Below are 18879 nucleotides of genomic sequence, written 5' to 3'. Positions count from 1 at the left end.
TGGCGTTATCTTCCACCTGCCATCAAAACAACAGAATAACCAGAAAACACAATCGATCATTTCACCCAGCGCAATAACACCTCAGGCGCGCAATGCCGGATGTTCACGTAATGCCTTCACCGCATAGTCCACGAAACTGCGTACCCGCACCGGCGCCTTGCGCCCGCCCTGATACACCACATGGATGGGCAACGGCGGCAGTTCGAAGTCTTGCAGGACGATTTCCAACTCACCGCTGGCGACCTTGCTGGCCACCTGATAGGAAAGAACCCGGGTCAATCCAAGCCCCAGAGCCGCGGCCGTGATTGCCGCCTGATTCGCCGTGACGACCAGACGCGGTTCAGGGCGAATGCTCAACACCTCTCCGGCCTCGCTAAAGGGCCAGTTTCGCTGTTGCCCAATGGACGAGGTGGCAACAATCCGCGCTCGTCCCAGATCATTCGGATGCACAGGCCGGCCATGGCGCTTCAGATAATCGGGAGACCCGCAGATAACCCGCCGCACCTCACCGACCAGAATGGCGTGCTGATTGCTGTCAGGCAGTTCACCGATGCGCACGGCGACGTCGATGCCCTCCTCGACCATGCTCACCACCCTGTCGACCAGCAACGCGTTGATACTGATATCGGGAAACTGCTCAAGGTAGCCAACCATCACCGGCGTCACGAACAACTCACCGAACAGCACTGGCGCAGTGATCGTCAGTTGCCCACGCGGCTGCGCATGACTGCCGGCAGCTGACGCTTCGGCTTCCTGAATGTCCGCCAGAATGCGTCGACAGTCGTCCAGATAACGCTGACCGGCCTCGCTCAAATGCAGACTGCGCGTGGTGCGTGTGAGCAATTGAGTGCCGATACGCACCTCCAGCGCCGCCACCGCCCGCGTCACGCTGGCAGCAGACAACCCCAGACGCCGCGCCGCCGCAGAGAAACCCTGCTCTTGCGCCACGGCGACGAATACCTGCATTTCCTGGAGTCTGTCCATGAGCTACCTGTTGCATCGTCGTGTCCGGCCTTGAATGAGCCGGTTACAGACTGCCTTCGACATCTTCCAGACTGAAGGTTTCGGTGTTGTCGTCATAGGAGAATATTTCGGCGTACCGGCCCCAACTGATCACGTTCTCCAGCGTTTCTTCTACTGCGGTGTCACTGAGCGAGTCTCCCAACTCCTGCTCGAAACGCACACGTGGCGCCCAATGACCGCGTCGCTCCTGCAACACCTGGCGAATACGGGCGGCCAACGGCACATACCTGAGCAGATGATCGGCAAAAATGGTTTTGCGTTCCTGGGTACCGTACTCATCGAACAGCTTGCCCGCGTCGGTCAACTTGATGTCGGCGCCCTTGAGTTCGGCAAACCCCAGATGCTCGAGCATTTCCGCCACCGGAAACAGGTCGTCGACCTCCAGCAACAGACGCTCGGCGACGTTGGAGAGGCTGTCCTGCCCATAATACGGCTCGGCCGCCAGTGCCGAAATCAGACCGGCCATCAGGTTGGTCGACACTTCAGGCAATGGACTGCCCAATTGCAGTTCGGCCTTGCCGGTTTTGGCATCGGCACTGCGCCGGTTGGTCATCAGTGCATAGATGTCATCGACCATTTTGCGAAAGGCCGGGTCCAGACGGTTGCGCGGGTGGGCGAACGGCACACGGATTTGTGCCACGACCCGGCCGGGGTTCGACGACAACACCAACACGCGGTCGCACATCAACACCGCTTCTTCAATGTTGTGAGTCACGATCAGGATGGACTTGATCGGTAGTTGACCGCCGCTCCACAGGTCCAGCAAATCGGTTCTCAGGGTTTCTGCCGTCAGTACATCCAGCGCCGAGAAAGGCTCGTCCATCAGCAGCAAGGTCGGATTGACCACCAGCGCCCGGGCAAAGCCTACGCGCTGGCGCATGCCACCCGACAATTCCCGTGGGTACGCGTTTTCGAAACCGTCGAGGCCGATCAGGTCGATCGCTGCCAGTGCACGCTTACGCGCGGCCTTGGGTTCGACCTGCAACGCCTGAAGACCGGCCTCGACGTTTTCCAGAACCGTCAGCCAGGGAAACAGGGCAAAGGTCTGAAAGACCATGGCCACGCCTTCGGCAGGTCCGGTCAATAACGAGCCGTTATAGTGAACCTCGCCTGAGGAGGGCAGGATAAGACCGGCAATGATCCGTAGCAGCGTCGATTTGCCGGAGCCGGAACGACCCAGCATGCCGACGATTTCACCTTCGCGCAGGGTCAGATCGACATCGCTGAGTACCTGTAACTCGTCCTTGCCCTTACCGAACCCTCGACAGACGTTCTTGAGTGCATAAATTTCGGAGTGCGCGCCTGTTTTTTCAGCCTGGCTATTCATCAAATCGACCCCTGTTAATTCAGACGGAGTTTGTTTTCAGCGATCGCGTAGAGCGGTCGCCACAGAACGCGGTTGAACGCCACGACAAAGAACGACATCACCACCACACCCAAGGTAATTTTCGGAAAGTCGCCAGCCGCAGTGGTCTGGGCGATGTAGGCCCCCAAACCGTGAGCGACCACCTTGTCCTGCCCCCAGGAAACGAATTCGGACACGATACTGGCGTTCCACGCCCCGCCCGAGGCGGTAATCGCACCGGTCACGTAATAAGGAAAGATGCCGGGCAGCATGACCTTGCGCCACCACTGCCAGCCGCGAATACGGAAATTGGTCGCAGCCTCGCGGAAGTCGTTGGGAAAGGCGCTGGCACCAGCGATCACGTTGAACAGGATGTACCACTGGGTGCCCAGCACAATCAGCGGGCTTAACCAGATATCCGGGTTCAACTGATAGCGCAGAATCACGATGACAAACACCGGAAACAACAGGTTCGCCGGGAACGCCGCGAGGAACTGGGCCAGCGGCTGGATTTTCTCCGCCAGATGCGGACGCAAGCCGATCATCACACCCAGCGGGACCCAGATCAGCGAGGCCACCAGAATCAACAAGGCCACCCGCAGCAGGGTGATGGTGCCCAGACCGATCACATGCCAGAGTTCATCAAACGTCACCTCGCTGCCGACATAGATGACAATGTGATACAGCGCGTAAAGAGTCATCGCAACGATCGCTGACGCCCAGACCCAATCGATAACTCTTGAAACCGTCGGACTGGCCTGAACGGCCACTGCTTTGGAGCGTGGCAGGCTAAGGCGCATGTTGGTAATACGCACGATGGCCCGGAGAAAAGGCCGCAACAGGCGCTGAACGACCCGGGTACGCTGGATCAGATTCAGTACCCAGGACTCGGGGGCCCCGGCCTGTGAAGCAGTGTCTTCCATCCGAAACTTGTCCGCCCAGGCTACCAGCGGCCGGAACAGGAATTGGTCGTAAACCAGGATGACTACAATCATCGCCAGAATCACGTAACCCACGGCATGCATGTTGCGTTGTTCGATGGCCGTCGCCAGATAGGAGCCGACGCCCGGCAAGGTGATGGTCTTGTCACCCACGGTGATCGCTTCCGAGGCCACCACGAAGAACCAGCCACCGGACATGCTCATCATCATGTTCCAGACCAGGCCCGGAATGGCGAACGGCACATCGAGTTTCCAGAACTTTTGCCAGCCGGAAAGCTGCAGGTTGCTGGACACCTCTTCCAGATCCCGAGGCACCGTACGCAGCGACTGGTAGAAGCTGAACGTCATGTTCCAGGCCTGGCTGGTGAAAATGGCAAAGATCGCCGCGCACTCCGCGCCCAGCACACGTCCTGGAAACAACAGCAGGAAAAATGTCACGGTAAACGAGATATAGCCCAGCACCGGCACCGATTGCAGGATATCCAGCACCGGCACCAGCAGCTTCTCTGCCCGCCGGCTCTTGGCCGCCAACGTGCCGTAGACCAACGTGAAAATCAGCGCCGCCACCATGGCCGCGAGCATGCGCAATGTCGTGCGGATTGCATATTCAGGCAGGTCGCTCGGGTCCAGTGAAATGACCTGCGTCTGCAACGTCGAAATTGGAGCCCAGGTCTCGCGCGCACCAATCGAGAAAAACAGCAAGAAGCCAATCACCAACGGCATGGCGATCAGGTCCCATCGGTTGGGAAGCAATCGTTGTGCCGTGGCCGGTATGTAATGACGCAATACCTTATTCATGTTCAGTGATTCCAGTAGCGTTCTGGAGGTGATCGTTGACCACCGATCAACAGGTTCTAGAGCAACCGCGCACAGAACGGCTCGACAAGCAGTTGAAGCACAGCTAAGTACACTCTAGCGGGGTAATAAAACGACGGAGGGAGGCCACACAAACGAACGCTACGGGGGCGATGCAGAAAATGGTTCAGTGGCTCAGAACTCCGGGGATCCGAACACACCATTTACCCTCTGCGCCTCACTCGGCATCTCAATGGGTGGCCCGCCGAGAATCGGCAGGATCCATGGCTGGAGTCTCCTGAACGGGAGTGAAAAGGATATTTGGACAGGAAAAGCACGACGTCATCCGGCCGCAGGTTTTGCCTGCGGCACACGCAATCGAGATCAATGCCGACGCGCTGCATTTCCGGGCCGGATTGTACGTTTCAAATTGTTACAGAAACATAAACTTGACGTATTTTTTACGTATTTGTGAATGGCCACCATCCCCTTGGCGGAATCGATACCTGTCGCCGCACCCCGACTCCACCGGCCATCTGGTAGCGAGCAGGGGGTTGGATGGGCTGTGTTGACTTTCCCTGCTCGGCCCGCCAAAATTTACAACTTGTTACATCTGAGGTCATTTTTCTTTGGACAGTCATTGTTGTAAATCGGAGAAATTCTCCGTAAAAGCTCGGCACGACCTCAGCTAGATCCCCTTAGCCAACGTCTTGCCGAGAGCAGGACGTTGCGCGCATCAGTATCAAACTCCTTCGCGTAACTAAAACATCAAACCTGAGCGGGCGGATTTTTCTGTGCGCTTCTAATCCGTACGTGCGCCTCGCGTTCACTACGGTCACAGGTTTCTGACCCATCGCCTGCCTTCATCTGTGCAGTAGCGATTGTTTTAACGTGTTCGTACCGCCAGGTACGTAAAGGAGGGCGTCATGCCACCTGAAAGAAATCTACGGCCCTCTCAATATTTGAAGCTGTGCCGCCACGAAAAACATGAAGGAGAGACCACTTATGGACCCCAGTAATAGTAGTCCGGTCACTCTGACTGAAATGGCGGCGTCTAGCGGGTAGCAGTACAACCATCACTGGCTGATCTCCTTCCTGTACTTCCCCCCGCATTTCTCTCCGAGTGACCTCTTCACGACCCTGACCACTTTTGGTCGACGGTTTAGTGCCCGTTTATTTCGCGCCCCTGAGCGCCAGGACGCCTGATTTTCCACTCTGATCCAGCTTCAGGCTGTGGTTTTCAGAGGGAAAGCACCTGCGCACCTGTCCGGCGGGAATCGAAAGCGGCATCCAGCGTTACGCTTTTGGAGAGATTCGTTATGTCCAACTTGAAGATTGAAACGGCTGTTCTTGACAGCGCCCACGCCGGAGACATCCGCGGAGCATTCGGTACCATCCGTCATGACGACATCGCCCCGCGCAAGGGTTGGTGGCAGCGCTTCAAAACACTGATGGCCATCCTCGGCCCCGGGTTGATCGTAATGGTCGGCGATAATGACGCCGGCGCATTCAGCACTTACGGCCAGGCCGGCCAGAACTACGGGACCATGCTGCTGTGGACCATGGCACTGTTGATCCCGGTGCTGTACGTCAACCAGGAAATGGTGCTGCGTCTGGGGGCCGTGACGGGTGTCGGTCACGCCCGACTGATCATTGAACGCTTCGGCAAGTTCTGGGGTGCGTTCAGTGCGATCGACCTGTTCATCCTCAACGCGCTGACCATTGTTACCGAGTTCATCGGCATCAGCCTCGGGATGGAGTTCCTCGGTGTGCCCAAGGTGGCCGGTGTGTGTGTGGCAGCGGTGTTCATCATGCTCGCCGCCTGTACCGGCGACTTCCGGCGCTTCGAACGCTTCGCGTTGATCCTGGTGATCGGCAGCCTGCTGCTGGTACCGATTTTCGTGATGATTCATCCACCGATGGCACAAGTCGCTCACGACTTTTTCATCCCGCAACTGCCGACTGACGGCAAGCTGTCGGAAGTGTTGTTGCTGATCATCGGCATCGTGGGTACCACCGTGGCGCCATGGCAGCTGTTCTTCCAGCAAAGCTACGTGATCGACAAACGCATCACTCCGCGCTTCATCAAGTACGAACGCGCCGATCTATGGCTGGGCATTGCAATGGTGGTGATTGGTGCCGTGGCAATGATCGCTTTCACCGCGCAGGTTTTTGTCGGTCACCCTGAATTTGGCCAGTTCACCGATGCCGGCGCCATCGCCACAGGTATCGCCAAATATAACGGACGCCTGCCGGGCGTGTTGTTTGCCATCGCGTTGATCGACGCCAGCATCATCGGGGCAATGGCGGTGTCGCTATCGACCGCCTACGCACTGGGTGATGTACTGAACCTTAAACACTCGCTACACCGTAAACCAAGCGATGCCAAAGGCTTTTACCTGATGTACTGCGCCTTGATCGCCCTCGCTGCGGCGCTGGTGTTGATTCCGGGCGTGCCGCTCGGCCTGTTGACCAACGCGGTACAGACGCTGGCGGGGGTACTGCTGCCAAGCGCCACCGTATTCCTGTTGCTACTGTGCAACGATAAGGAAGTACTGGGCCCATGGACGAACAAGCGCTTCACCAATCTCATTACTGCAGTCATCGTGGCAGTGCTCGTACTGATGTCGGTCATTTTGACCGCGGCGGTGGCCTTCCCGGATATGTCCGGTGAAACCATCACCAACATCCTCATCGGTGGAGGCCTGGTGGGGCTCGTCATCGCCATTGCGGTGAATGTGCTGCACGCTCGCGCAGAAGTCGACAAAGGGATGCTGCCTGAGAGCACCGTTACCTTCACCCAACAAATGATGTACTCGTGGCGGATGCCGCCACTGGCACAGCTGAAGCCAATGGTACTGTCGCAACGAAATCGCATCTGGATGGGGGTGTTGCGCGGCTACCTGGTGGTGGCAATGGGTATGGTGATTTACAAAGTCATTCAACTTGCACTCGCATAAATCTGTGAGCAGGCGGGCCGGATTGCGCAAGCTTTCGTCCCGCCTGTAAAACAACCGCAATCCTTTTGTAAGCGTCCGAACTACACCGCCTTGCAACTCAAACCTTAATCCGTTTAAACCACTGATTCACGCGCTCGCACTACTCATTGATCACAGTCAAACTAACTAAACCATACGAACCTGAACGGTGACAAACAAAGCCTCGGCCATTAGAATTTGATTATCATCGAACGCCTTAGGGTACTGCCAACTCCATGGAAAATAAGACTGCACGACTGACTGTGCTCATTGATCCCGTCAAGAAAAAAGCCCTTGAGGAGCTCTGTGCATCTCAGGACCTGACGCCTTCACAGGTCGTCCGTCAGCTTATTCGAGACTACCTGGAGACACATGGCGTGTCCTACTCGACCAAAAGCAAAATAGCGGCCAATGGTAAGTAGTTCACTCGCCATGGGGCCGGCACGTCGGGAACCCGATTATCGCTCTGCCCACTAAAGCTCCGCTCAGCCGAGGCGTGGTGTCTTGTCGATCTCGAAACTGCCCAATGCACCACTGAAGTCGGCATGATAATGCTCCGGACCGAGCGCTTGGAGTATTCCTGCTTTGTCCAGCTTGCCAAGAACCTTCTCGTTGGCTTCGCACAGTTTTACGACAATGCTGCGCTTGCGTAAGTGCTCAATGACTTCGAGCAGCGTTTGCAAGCCCGTTATGTCCATGAACGGCACTCGCTTTAGACGAATAATCAATGTCCCCGGATCGGTGTGCGTTTGGGCCAGAACGCGCTCAAAGGTTTCTGCTGCGCCAAAGAAAAGCGGCCCTTCAATGGTGTACACCAAAACGCCAGGCGGCAGACGAACGTGCCCATTGATCCGTAACTCAACCTCAAGCTCTTTTTCGACCATTTGCTGCACTTCGACAGAAGATGCCATCCGACGCATGAATTGCAGCATCGCGAGAATGACACCAATGTTCACAGCGATCGCTAAATCGCTGAAAACGGTCAGGCTGAAGGTGATGAGCAGTATCGCCACGTCGGCTTTCGGGGCACGCTTGACCATGCGCTGAAAATGCTTCAACTCGCTCATGTTGTAAGCGACCACGAACAGGATCGCTGCCAGCGCACACAGCGGGATATCCGAAGCCAACGGCGCCAGGAATAAAATCAGCAATATCAATGTGAGCGCATGTACAAAACCCGCGATGGGACTGTTACCTCCATTGCGGATGTTGGTAGCGGTTCGAGCAATTGCACCTGTCGCGGCAAAGCCACCGAACAAAGGGGTGACCAGGTTAGCGATGCCTTGGCCGATTAACTCCTGATTGGAGTCATGCTTGGTACCGGCCATACCGTCGGCGACAACAGCAGACAGTAATGACTCGATAGCGCCCAACATCGCGATGGCGAACGCCGGGCCAATCAACTCAATCACTTGAGGCAGTGTTATTGCGGGAAGGCCGACCGCAGGCAATCCTTGAGGAATCCCTCCGAAAGCACTCCCGATCGTTGCAACGCCAGCGAACTGAAAAAATGACTGCAGCGCCGTCACGACGACCATGGCGATCAAGGGGCCAGGAACACGTCTTATGCCAGGTATTTTGGGAGCGGTGATCACCAGCACCAGACTCGAGAGTGCTAACAGTGTCGTAGGTACATGAAAGCTGGGGAGAGCCTGACCCAGGTGCCAGAGTCGCTCATGGAAATGCTCACCGCTGATTTTCGGCAAACCGAAGAAATCTTTCCACTGCCCGACCCAGATGATCACACCAATGCCGGCGGTGAATCCAACAATCACCGGGTCGGGAATGAACTTGATGATGGCGCCAAGCTTGGTGATACCGAGCAATAACAAAATCGCCCCGGCCATCATCGTTGCGATCTGCAAGCCATCAACGCCGTATTTGGCGGTCACTCCGGACAAAATGACAACGAATGCCCCTGTCGGGCCTGCGATCTGAAGACGGCTCCCTCCGAAAAGAGAAACCAGGAGACCACTGACAATGGCGGTGTAAATTCCTTGCTCCGGCTTGACGCCTGAGGCGATGGCAAACGCCATGGCCAAGGGCAGCGCCACAACGCCGACGATGACCCCAGAGACGATATTTCGAAGCCAGTGCTCAGGCCGTAACAGGCCCGCTTTCCAGGCTTCTCGTATCGCAATCATGACTAGCCCTCTCTGGTGGCATGTGCATAATATTTACATGAAGTGATAATAGCAAAGCCACTGAAATACCCTTTGCACAGCATCCGCGACGCTGAAAAACCAGCGTTGAATGATCCAGAATCATGTTTGTGGACAAAATGAGTCCACGCTCGGAGATCCACATGAAACGCGAAGACGTCAAAACCAAACACGGTGAAGGCATGCACTTCGACACGCACGTGATAGTCAACCCGGCCAACACGCACGAGTGGATCATCCTGTTTAAAAAAGAGGTGGGAAGCAGTTATTTTCTGATCAATGACAATGAAGAAATCGAGTCATTTCGACAGCTGGATGACCTGATCCATGAGCTTCGGGAGATCGGCATCAAATCCGCTGAGATTCATTTCTGACTGCCCCTCCCTTGGAGGGGATCATGTCGGTAGCGAGCGCTCTGATGAGGCAGCCGGATCACACGGATGAGTGCAGCTGGATGAGTATCCATTGTGGAACTACAAACCCACTGCCTTATCGATCGATACGCTGAGACGCTTCTTGGTGGCTGAGTCCAGGGTGGCGCAGAGCCCCCCTCATCTAATTTTTCCCTGAGCTGTACTTAGCAGGCCATATCCATCGACCAGCAAGGAGAACAGCAGCCAGCCCCAGTGTGGGCAACCACACCCATAAAATCTCAGACTGCAGCACTGCCCAGCCACGCTGACTCAGAAACCGCGTCAGACCGATGGGGGACACTTCGATCGGCCTGAACGGCATGAACCACCGTAGCTCACTGAAGGGCCAGAACAAGGCAACCCCAAGGCCGCCATCGGTACAGGCATCCAGTAATGGATGAGACACGGCCGCCAGGAAGAGAAAGCTGATGCACCGCCCAAGGCTCGTATGCAGTGACTTATAAAACACACTCGCCAGACAACTAATGGCCAAGGCAAAGGCTATCGAATGGGCTGCACCGCGATGCCCCCAGGTGTCGGTATAGGCAATGCCCAGTTTGAATGAAATCACGTCGGCATCAGGTAGCGCGGCCAGCACCGCGCCCATGATCAATAACCTGGCGCTAATGTGGCGCCGCCCCATCGCCGCTCCAACAATAAGGGGCACGACAGCATGGGTGATAATGCTAGGCATGGAGCGTTGTTCCTCACGGTAATAACAGGAGTGAAGGCTGAAGGTCCTTCACGCTTAAACATCCGCCCCTTTGTTCGCGCCCATCGCACTGAGGAACCGCTGTTGGAGCCTCAGCATTTCACTGGGCCCGATACGCTGGTACTCAAGGCCGAAACGTGGAGCAACCTCGCTGATGAGCTGGCTTAAGGCCGGATAATGCCGGTGGCTCCAGTGCGGGAACAGATGGTGTGTCAGGTGCAGGTTGGCCCCGCCGAGCCAATACCCCAGCCAGCGCGGCGTTGTCTGCCAGTCAATGGTGGTAGCAAACACATGGCGATACCGGCCGTGGGGTAATACGCCACTTTCCGGCGCCTGGTAAAACTTCGCCTTTGCCCAATGAGTACCGATGATCAGCGTCACGAACAGCAACGAGGAGAGCATTTGACTGCCCAGGTAAACCAGCACGATGTCGAGCGCGCTGATGGTCGGTGGCAAAACCCAGAGCGGGATCAACAGCGCCAATACCAGGTGCGTGCCTTTGCCAAACACAAACACACTCCAGCCGCGCACGCCGTGTTGCGCCATTCGCCTGGTAACCGGCGTTTGCCCCGCCCGGTCCAACCAGTCGAACAGAAAAATGTAATAAGGGAAGGTCATGGCCGCAACCAGTGGCCAGTAAAAGCGCTGCACTCGCATAAAGGGCTTCCAGCGCTGGAATGGGGTCTGGCGTAGAACACCATTGGGCTCAATATCGAGGTCGTAACCCTCAACGTTATTGTGCCAGTGATGAAAAATAACGTGCCGCACTCGCCAACAATCAGGATCAAGACCCAGTGGTATGCTGACCAGGCAATTGAGCCAGCGATTGGCCCAGCGTCGTTTGAAAAACGCATTATGGGACGCATCATGGACCACGTTGACCGTGATAAACATGGCCGTAAAAATGAAGCCGAAGTAATAACCCAAGTAAGCCCACCCTGTGGACTGCTCCAGGCTCATGCCGTAAAACCCGGCACATAGCAGCACCAGCACCAGTAGCTTGGCGATCATCCAGGCATCGGCGAAACGATGATCATGATGCACCGCCAGATAGTCGCTGGCCGCCTGCATCAGTGCTTTATGCACATCAGCGTCATCGCGCTGGAACGCTAGCGGTTTCATTATTGGGGCACCCTGTCCATGGGCGTCTCCTGCCCCATCTGGCGCAGGAACTGTTGCTGTTGCCTCAACAGTTCGCGATAGCCAATACAGCGATAGTCCATGCCGTGTTGCACCGCCAACTGTTCAATGATCGCCGCCAGCGCGGGGTAATGACGATGACTCCAACCGGGGAACAGATGATGGGTCAAATGGTAATTCAGCCCACCGGTGAAATGGCGCAGCCAGGGAGGCGTGGTCAGCCAGTCGCAAGCCGTAGAGAAATTATGTCGATACCAGCCATGGGGCATCACCGCCGTATCAGGTGCACGATAAAACTGCGCCTGTGCCCAATGCGTACCTAGCAGCAAGTAAACCACCAACAACGACGCACACATCTGGCTCACGGCATACGCCAGCAGCACCGTCGACCAACTGATGCCATTGAGCTGACAAACAGCCAACGGCACCCCCAGCACCAATAGCAAATGGGTAACCTTACTGACGACAAACACCGTCCAGCCCCAGCGTCCCGGCAACACGTCTTTTGACTTGAGTGGCGTTTTTCCTAATCGATCCGACCAGTCAAATATCCAGGCGACATAGGGCAGCGACAACGCCGCGATCACCGGCCAGTAAAGGTGTTGATAGCGCATGTGTGCACGCCAACGCTGGAACGGAGTCTGTCGGAAGATGCCGTTCTCTTCCGTATCCAGGTCGTAATGTTCGACGTTGGCGTAGACGTGGTGAAAATCGACGTGGCGCACCCGCCAGTAATCCGGATCCACACCCAACGGCAGCGTGACCAAGCGCCCTACCAGGCGGTTGGCCCAAGGTGCACGGAAGAAGACGTTGTGAGAGGCGTCATGATTGACCACCACATTGAACAGCATTCCCATCATCACAAACAGGAAGTAGCAACCGACAAACGCCCACGCGTTGTGCTGCATCAGGCTCAAGGCATAGAACCCCGCGCACAACACCAGCAACAGCAAGGCCCTGGCGAGCAGCCAACCATCGGCATAACGGTGGTCATCCGCCAGATAGACGCGAGCCGCGCGCTTGAGTGCTTGATGAAAGGCCTGCTCGCCATCGGCGGGAAAGACCAGGGGCCTGAGTGACTCAGCCATGAGATTGCTCCACCGCAGGCGCAGCGTCGGATCGCCGCCGGGTGCAAGACCACAGCACCGCGACTCCGTGCACCCCAAGCGAGACAAGCACGACCTGCCAATACCCCTGTGACCACCTCAGCAACCCAAGAAACAGCACTGGCAGCCCCAATGAAATAGCCAGCCACCCCATTACGCTCCAGGCGCGCCCTTGCACCATGCCCGCCAGCGCCACCGGGCCCAGCGCCAACAAGGTGAACAGCGCGACTTGCGGCCAATGAACGTTGGTGTAGCCGTAGCCATATTCATAGACATAGGCAATCACCCCGACAAACACCAGCAGCGCACCACTGAAAACGGTCAGGTTCGAGCAACGCCAGCGTCCGCCTCCATCGGACACGCTCACCGGCATGTGCATGTAGCGCAACAATGGCAGATTGCTCGCCCAAAACGGGTTTGCAGACGGCTTGGCGCCACCCACGCCATAGTCGAACGGCGCTTGCGGCAGGCTGGGACAAAACGTGCCGAACAGTTTGTCCCAGAAGATAAAACTGCCGCCAAAGTTCTTGTTCGAGTAGGCCATGTCTTTGACGTGATGTACCCGATGGTGGGCAGGCGTGACGAACACCGACTCCAGGACTCCCAACTTGGGCGTCAATGCACTGTGATTAAACAGTTGAATTGTGTAATGCAGGATGGACACCGTGACAAACACCGACAACGGTACACCCAGCACAGCCAACAGCATAAAGAATGGGATGGAGGTCAGTGACGAGTACCAAGAGTTGCGTACCCCCAATGACAGATTGAAATGCTCGCCCTGATGATGAACCACGTGCACCGCCCACAGCACACGCAAGTAGTGATGTGCCCGGTGCAACCAATAAAAACCGAAGTCCCAGGCAAACAGTGCAAATACCCAAGTCAGCACCGGTGGCCATGACTCAAACAGCGAGAGGCTGAAGTGGCTGGCGACGTAGCCGTAACAGGTGATTTCCAGCCCACGGAACAACCACAGCATGAGATGGCCGGAGTTCAGGTTGAACATCACGTCATGCCAGTTGACCACGTCACGCTGGCGCCACTGCACGACCAGCATCTCGCCAATCACCACCAGCAACATGAACAGGATGGGGAACGCCAGATCAATCATCACGCCACTCCTCTGACCGCACGATAGCGAATCAAACCAACACACCGCACCAGCCATCCAGCCACCAGTGCCAACAACGTACCGCTGACCAGGTCAATCAACAGGTGTCGGCGTAACTGCAGGATCGAAAAGGCAATCGCCACAGCCCATAGGATGAACAACACCGTTCTCACTTTGTGCCTTTCATCGCCAACTGCCCATACGGCCAGCACCGTCAGTGCCATGTGCAATGACGGTAAGCAATTTTGCTTTGAGTCGAACTGTGTTAATGCACTCAACACATCAGAACTGAGGGTGGTGCCGTGATCGAGCGGATAGACCATGGTCGTCGGCCACAACACATAAACGACCCCCGCCCCTATCGCAGTCAGTTGCATGGCCCTGGCCAACCATTTAACCCGATCAAGCGGGGCAAGCAGGTAAGCCAACGCAATCATGATGAAGAACGACAGGTACAACCAAATGGCGTGCGGGCTGAATGGGATCAGGCGATCAATCAATGAGGGCGAGATGACAGTCCCCGCGTCTTGAAGACGGTCAGTGAGGTTGTAAACAACCCCCACAGATCCCCAACCTAGCAGCATGTGCCACAACCTTGGAAAGATTGCCTTGATCATGGATTCACCTGCCGAATGATTCGTCGTCTTTTCTGATCGAACGCTGGCATCACGGTCTGTACCGTCAGTTGCCACTCCAGTGGTTCGGTGGCGATCCCCTGTTGCTCGAGCACTGCCACGAGTTGCGCGTGACACTGTGCCAACTCCTGTTGTGAACAGTCAGCAACGAGCTGTAAACGATGTTCGGTCTGTTGAATTAACCGGTAATCACTGGTCAGCGGCAACGCGTTGGCAATGGCCCGCGTGCACAGATCGGCAAATATCACCTGCGGCGTCCCCTGGCGATTGAGCAACAACAACTGGTCATCGCATCGGCCTTCTATCCGTTCAATTGCCATGGTCGCTTGCCCGCACGGGCATGGGGTGGCCTTCCTGACCAGTACATCATCGAGCCGGTAGCGCACGATGGGTTGTGTGCTACGGGTGAAATCGGTGATCAACGGCGTAAAGCGATGCTCATCGATCCACTGTGGCTCGATGTAGAGAAACTCTTCATTCAAATGCAGCGTGCCGTGGGCACATGAAGCTGCCAGAAACCCCTCGGTGGCCTGATACACCTCACCGATGTCAGGAAACACCTGCTCCAGTATCCGTCGATCATGCATGTCCAGGACTTCGGCTACCGAGATCACTTTCTTGACGTTGAGGGCCAGTTGCTGATCGAGGACCGCGAGCGCAAGCGCCCTCAACACCTGGGCCGGCGCGACAATGATCGTCGGTGCCTGCTGCTGCAAGCGCGGCAGTTGCGCCGGGAAAGGCGCAAACAGATCGTAGAACTCCAGGCTAAGCCAGCGGTTGTTCACGTTGTGGTAGAGGTTGTTGTCCGCACGTAAAAACAGCGCGACGCGTTCACCGGCAAAAATACCTTCGGGCAGCATCTTTGCCAGCATGCCACCGGCCCAGACCTGTTGCTCCCGCTCACTGACGACAAACACACCGCGCTGCCCCGACGTGCCAGACGACAACCCAACACTGTAGGCGCCGACCGTGGGGGTGAAGTCGCGTTCGGTTTCGCTGCGTCGGGCACACGCCAGTAACTGATCGCACTGCAATTGGGCGGTGTTCATCTGGTCGAACTGCGCCATCATCAGCGCCTTATCCATCAGCGGCCACTCGGTCACCGACAGCGTGCTGTAAGGGCGAAAATAGGGACTCTGTGCAAGGACCCGCCGAGCGAAGCGCTTTAGCTGTTTTGCCTGATAGGCTTGCAGCACCGCGCGATCGGTGAAGGTCAAACGCTGGGTACGAAAGTAGTGCCAGAGGGTCTTCACCGGGATCATAGGTCGCCCTCATGACACAGACGGATGTCGACATGACCGGCCGCCCACAGCTGGTTCAGTCGGCGGAGCGTGTCGTAATAGACGCGGGAATCATCCATCAGCAAATTGGCCAATACCGAGGGTCCGCGCAAGGTTTGATAGCTCTGGGCAGACCATCCGGCGTCACTGGCCAACAACGTCCAGCCTTCGTCGGTGAGAATGAATGCGCCGATATGCCCCGCCGCATGGCCTGGCAAAGGCACCAGGAAGATCTGCCCCTCACTTCCCGGCAGTTCAAAGCCGTGATCGAAAGGCGCCAACTGCTCAGACAAGCCCACCCGTGCAAAACTCTCCATAAACTGCAGTCGTGCTTCAAAACTCTCCGGGATCAAGCCGGGAATGAAGGCCTGCTTCAGCGCCGCAAACCCACGCAGTGTCCGGGTTTGTTGCCAACCCTGGCCCGAGCAGATGAAATTGGGCTGGTTGAAATCGCGCAGCCCGGCAATATGGTCGGCATGAAAATGCGAAAGGATCAGCCCCTCGATGTCATTGCCCGCCAAGCCTGCGGTGCGCAGTTGCTCGAGCAATGACTCGCGTGGGTCGAAGTACACCGGAGTGACCTGGCGGTACACACGAAAGAGGCCGGACTGCGTCTGCTCCTGGAAATGCGTCGAGTAGCCGGTATCCCATAGCCAGCGACGACTGCCGACCTCCAGCAGATACGCCCGGGCCGGGAACTTACACACGCGCAGACCGGCCCCGCGTTGTGCCATGCAGGCGATATGGGTGCAGTAGCCCACCTCGAATTGGGTGACTTTAGCCATGAGCCACCGCGCCCTGTTGCCTGAACCAGGCACCTGTTTGCTCGATCCCCTGCTCCATCGTGTAGCGTGGCGAGTACCCCAGTTCCTCAGTGGCGCGCACCTGGCTGAGCGTCATATCGAAATTCAACGCGGCGACGCTGTAGCGCGTCAGTTGCGGCTCTTTGCCCGTAGCGCAGCTCAGTAGCTCCAGCCCGCCGGCCAGTGCATGCAAGAGAGGGTAGGGAATCGCCTGCAACTGATAGCGCAGGCCCAACTGTCCATGGAGCAAAAGATGCAGCATGTCAGCCAAGCGCATCGGCTGGTGGTTGGTGATGTTGTAGGCCGCCCCGGAAGGCAAAGGGTTGCTGCGGCTCGCCAGGTCCATGGCGTGCACCACGTTGAGCACAAAGGTCAGGTCCAACAGCGCTTTGCCGCCGCCGGGAAGGCGCAACACGCCGCGATCGTGCTCAAGCCGGCTCAGCACCCTGGGCAGGATCACCCGATCATGTGGGCCGAACAGGCCACGGGGCCGCAAGATTACGTAGGTGGTGTCCGGATAGCGCGGCACCAGCGCCTGGATGCCCTGCTCCGCCGCGTACTTGCTGGCGGCGTAATGGTTGGCAAACCGTGGGGCGCGGTAGCTCTCGACGATTTCATGATGATGCTGGAAATCAAAGTAGATCGAGGGCGTGGAGATATGAACAAAACGCCGAACACCGGCACGCCCCGCTGACTCAGCCAGTTTTTGCGTGGCAACCACGTTGGCCTGGTAGAAATCTTCCCGGCGACCCCACGGCGAAGACTTCGCGGCGCAGTGCCAGACCGCATCACACCCGCTCATCAATGGCTGGCATTGCTCAAGGCTTGCATGGGTTAAATCCAACGCCGTAAAGTCGGCGCCCAGCTCACGCAGGGCGTTACCAACCTGGGTGTCGCGACCGGTGGCATGCACCGCATGACCGGCGTCGAGCAGCCATTGTGCTGCGTTGCGCCCAAGCCCGCTGGTGGCGCCGGTCAGCAGTACGTTCATGGCAGCAGGACCATGCCGGCCAAGGATAAACCAGCCGCTGTGCCGATGAGCATAGCCGGCTCGGCGCGATTAAACCGTCCACTGATGACCGCCGCGTGCAACGCCGTGGGGATCGATGCGGCCACCTGGTTGCCGTGATAGCGGTAGATATCCACCAACACGCTGGAAGAGACATTCAGGCGTCGACGCATATGCTCCAGCGACAGATGGCTGGCCTGATGCGGCACCACCGTGGCGATTTGTTCCAGGGTCAACCCGCTCGCCCCCAACAGACGAGCCAGGTAGTCCTCGATCAACGCCGAGGCTTGCCTGAACAATTGCTTGCCGCGCATCTGGAACAGGAAGTCGCGGTCGGTCATGCCCGCGCGCGGATTGCGTCGTGTGCCGCCCGCCCGTATCTCACAGAGTTCGCTGCCTTGGGGGTGGGTTTCAACCAGGCTGGCGAGGATCCCACTGGTGCCATCGCCCCGTTCAACGATGGCGCACGCTGCACCGTCGCCGAAAATCAGTGAGGATTCTTCATCGTCCCAGTCGATCCCGCGTGACGCCAGGTCGGCCGACACGATCGCAATGCGTCGGTAGGTGCCGGCATTTAACAGCCCTGCGGCGACCTGTAGCGCCGAGATAAAGCTCACACAGCTGCTATTGATGTCGAAACCGGGGGTGCCGGGCGCCAACTGGGAGACCTTTAGGATGTGCACCGCCGTGCATGGCAATGCCTGCACGGAAATCGCCGAAGCCGAGATCAGCAAGTCGATTGATGCGGCGTCGATACCCTGGCGGTCCAGGGCGTCGTGAAGAGCGGCTGCCGCCAGCTCTGCCTGGCTGGCATCATCCGAGGCATGATAGCGATAGATAATGCCCGAACGCTTCTCGACATAGCCCTCAGGCTTGTTCAACAAACGATCAAGGTCGACCGACTCGACGCGATTGGGCGGTAGCGCCACGCCGGTGGCGATGATCTTGAGAGGAAGCAATGCGGGTGATGAAAAAGGTGACTTCATTAAATATTCGACCTTGAATTCAGCAATGAAGGACGGAAGGCCGACAGACATCGGAGCCGAAGTTGCTGCTGCGCAGGGAGGAAAGACCGGCATTCAGCGAGGTCTTGCTCAGGGCATCGCGGTGGATCACCCGCTCGGCGCGCAGCACACAGGCCACTGGAACCCACGAAAAAGACCCCAGCCAGCATATCGATTCCATCCATGGTGTGAGCGCTTGTTAGTTGTTGAGGAGACAGCGGGTATTTATAAAAACGAAGGAGCTTAGTAAGCCAAGGACGAGGCGATTGCCTGAAGTGCAGACACGGAAAAGAGTGGGAACTGTTCTCAAATCTTTTCGGCCTCGCACAGCAATCTCCCGAGCATAAGGCCAGCCTGCGCTACTCCTTCAGCAAATGTTCTAATTAACTCCTGGGAAATCTTTGGTAGGAGAGAAAGCC

General features: G+C 57.1%; 16 protein-coding genes. 3 read left to right on the top strand and 13 right to left on the bottom strand.

Features of this window, described 5'->3' with window-relative positions; all coding sequences use genetic code 11:
• Positions 1-81: 81 nt before the first annotated feature.
• Genes KRR23_RS10915 through KRR23_RS10905 form a run of 3 tightly spaced genes read right to left on the bottom strand, consistent with a single transcriptional unit; the run spans position 82 to position 4107 of the window.
• A complete protein-coding gene (locus KRR23_RS10915) occupies positions 82-984 on the bottom strand; it encodes a LysR family transcriptional regulator (RefSeq protein ID WP_216742504.1) in 903 nt (300 codons plus the stop codon).
• Between the two features lie 43 nt (positions 985-1027).
• Entirely contained in the window at positions 1028-2350 is a 1323-nt protein-coding gene (locus tag KRR23_RS10910) for an AAA-associated domain-containing protein (RefSeq protein ID WP_216742503.1), read from the bottom strand.
• A 14-nt stretch (positions 2351-2364) separates the two neighbouring features.
• Positions 2365-4107 (bottom strand): ABC transporter permease subunit, encoded by a 1743-nt coding sequence (locus KRR23_RS10905; RefSeq protein WP_216742502.1) that lies wholly within the window; start codon positions 4105-4107, stop codon positions 2365-2367.
• Positions 4108-5423: 1316 nt separating this feature from the next.
• Between KRR23_RS10905 and KRR23_RS10900 the strand changes: the two genes are divergently transcribed.
• Both KRR23_RS10900 and KRR23_RS10895 read left to right on the top strand, forming a co-directional pair.
• Positions 5424-7064, top strand: a complete 1641-nt coding sequence (locus KRR23_RS10900; protein WP_216742501.1) for an NRAMP family divalent metal transporter — start codon at positions 5424-5426, stop codon at positions 7062-7064.
• Positions 7065-7318: 254 nt separating this feature from the next.
• Complete coding sequence (locus KRR23_RS10895; protein WP_216742500.1) at positions 7319-7504, top strand: ribbon-helix-helix protein, CopG family; 186 nt, start codon at positions 7319-7321, stop codon at positions 7502-7504.
• Positions 7505-7567: 63 nt separating this feature from the next.
• Here the strand turns inward: KRR23_RS10895 and KRR23_RS10890 are convergent, their stop codons facing one another.
• Positions 7568-9226, bottom strand: coding sequence for a SulP family inorganic anion transporter (locus tag KRR23_RS10890; protein ID WP_216742499.1), 1659 nt, complete (start codon positions 9224-9226; stop codon positions 7568-7570).
• Between the two features lie 161 nt (positions 9227-9387).
• On the opposite strand from KRR23_RS10890, the gene KRR23_RS10885 reads away from it, so the two are divergent.
• Positions 9388-9618, top strand: a complete 231-nt coding sequence (locus KRR23_RS10885) for a hypothetical protein (RefSeq protein ID WP_054598207.1) — start codon at positions 9388-9390, stop codon at positions 9616-9618.
• Positions 9619-9799: 181 nt separating this feature from the next.
• Here KRR23_RS10885 and KRR23_RS10880 read toward each other — a convergent pair whose 3' ends face one another.
• Genes KRR23_RS10880 through KRR23_RS10840 form a run of 9 tightly spaced genes read right to left on the bottom strand, consistent with a single transcriptional unit; the run spans position 9800 to position 18442 of the window.
• The gene (locus KRR23_RS10880) at positions 9800-10351 is read right to left on the bottom strand and encodes a metal-dependent hydrolase (protein ID WP_216742498.1); all 552 of its coding nucleotides are present in this window, start codon (positions 10349-10351) and stop codon (positions 9800-9802) included.
• Between the two features lie 54 nt (positions 10352-10405).
• Entirely contained in the window at positions 10406-11491 is a 1086-nt protein-coding gene (locus KRR23_RS10875; protein WP_216742497.1) for an acyl-CoA desaturase, read from the bottom strand.
• Positions 11491-12597, bottom strand: a complete 1107-nt coding sequence (locus tag KRR23_RS10870) for an acyl-CoA desaturase (protein ID WP_216742496.1) — start codon at positions 12595-12597, stop codon at positions 11491-11493. The genes KRR23_RS10875 and KRR23_RS10870 overlap by 1 nt, the downstream gene beginning before the upstream one ends.
• Positions 12590-13729 carry a sterol desaturase family protein gene (locus KRR23_RS10865; protein ID WP_216742495.1) on the bottom strand — a complete coding sequence of 380 codons (1140 nt, stop codon included), beginning with the start codon at positions 13727-13729 and terminating at the stop codon, positions 12590-12592. The genes KRR23_RS10870 and KRR23_RS10865 overlap by 8 nt, the downstream gene beginning before the upstream one ends.
• Positions 13729-14346 carry a phosphatase PAP2 family protein gene (locus KRR23_RS10860; protein ID WP_253912030.1) on the bottom strand — a complete coding sequence of 206 codons (618 nt, stop codon included), beginning with the start codon at positions 14344-14346 and terminating at the stop codon, positions 13729-13731. Before KRR23_RS10860 ends, KRR23_RS10865 begins: the two co-directional genes overlap by 1 nt.
• Positions 14343-15626: a F390 synthetase-related protein gene (locus KRR23_RS10855; RefSeq protein WP_216742494.1), complete on the bottom strand. Its 1284-nt coding sequence runs from the start codon at positions 15624-15626 to the stop codon at positions 14343-14345. The genes KRR23_RS10860 and KRR23_RS10855 overlap by 4 nt, the downstream gene beginning before the upstream one ends.
• Positions 15623-16429 (bottom strand): MBL fold metallo-hydrolase, encoded by an 807-nt coding sequence (locus KRR23_RS10850; protein ID WP_216742493.1) that lies wholly within the window; start codon positions 16427-16429, stop codon positions 15623-15625. Before KRR23_RS10850 ends, KRR23_RS10855 begins: the two co-directional genes overlap by 4 nt.
• Complete coding sequence (locus KRR23_RS10845) at positions 16422-17438, bottom strand: NAD(P)-dependent oxidoreductase (RefSeq protein ID WP_216742492.1); 1017 nt, start codon at positions 17436-17438, stop codon at positions 16422-16424. Before KRR23_RS10845 ends, KRR23_RS10850 begins: the two co-directional genes overlap by 8 nt.
• Entirely contained in the window at positions 17435-18442 is a 1008-nt protein-coding gene (locus tag KRR23_RS10840) for a 3-oxoacyl-[acyl-carrier-protein] synthase III C-terminal domain-containing protein (RefSeq protein WP_216742491.1), read from the bottom strand. The genes KRR23_RS10845 and KRR23_RS10840 overlap by 4 nt, the downstream gene beginning before the upstream one ends.
• Positions 18443-18879 lie beyond the last annotated feature (437 nt).

Origin of the sequence: Pseudomonas sp. CVAP#3 (genome assembly GCF_018986375.1) — a bacterium.
GTDB classification, from domain to species: Bacteria; Pseudomonadota; Gammaproteobacteria; order Pseudomonadales; family Pseudomonadaceae; genus Aquipseudomonas; species Aquipseudomonas helvetica.
The sequence above is the reverse complement of the archived record's forward strand: the minus strand, read 5'-3'. Positions and strand labels throughout refer to the sequence as shown.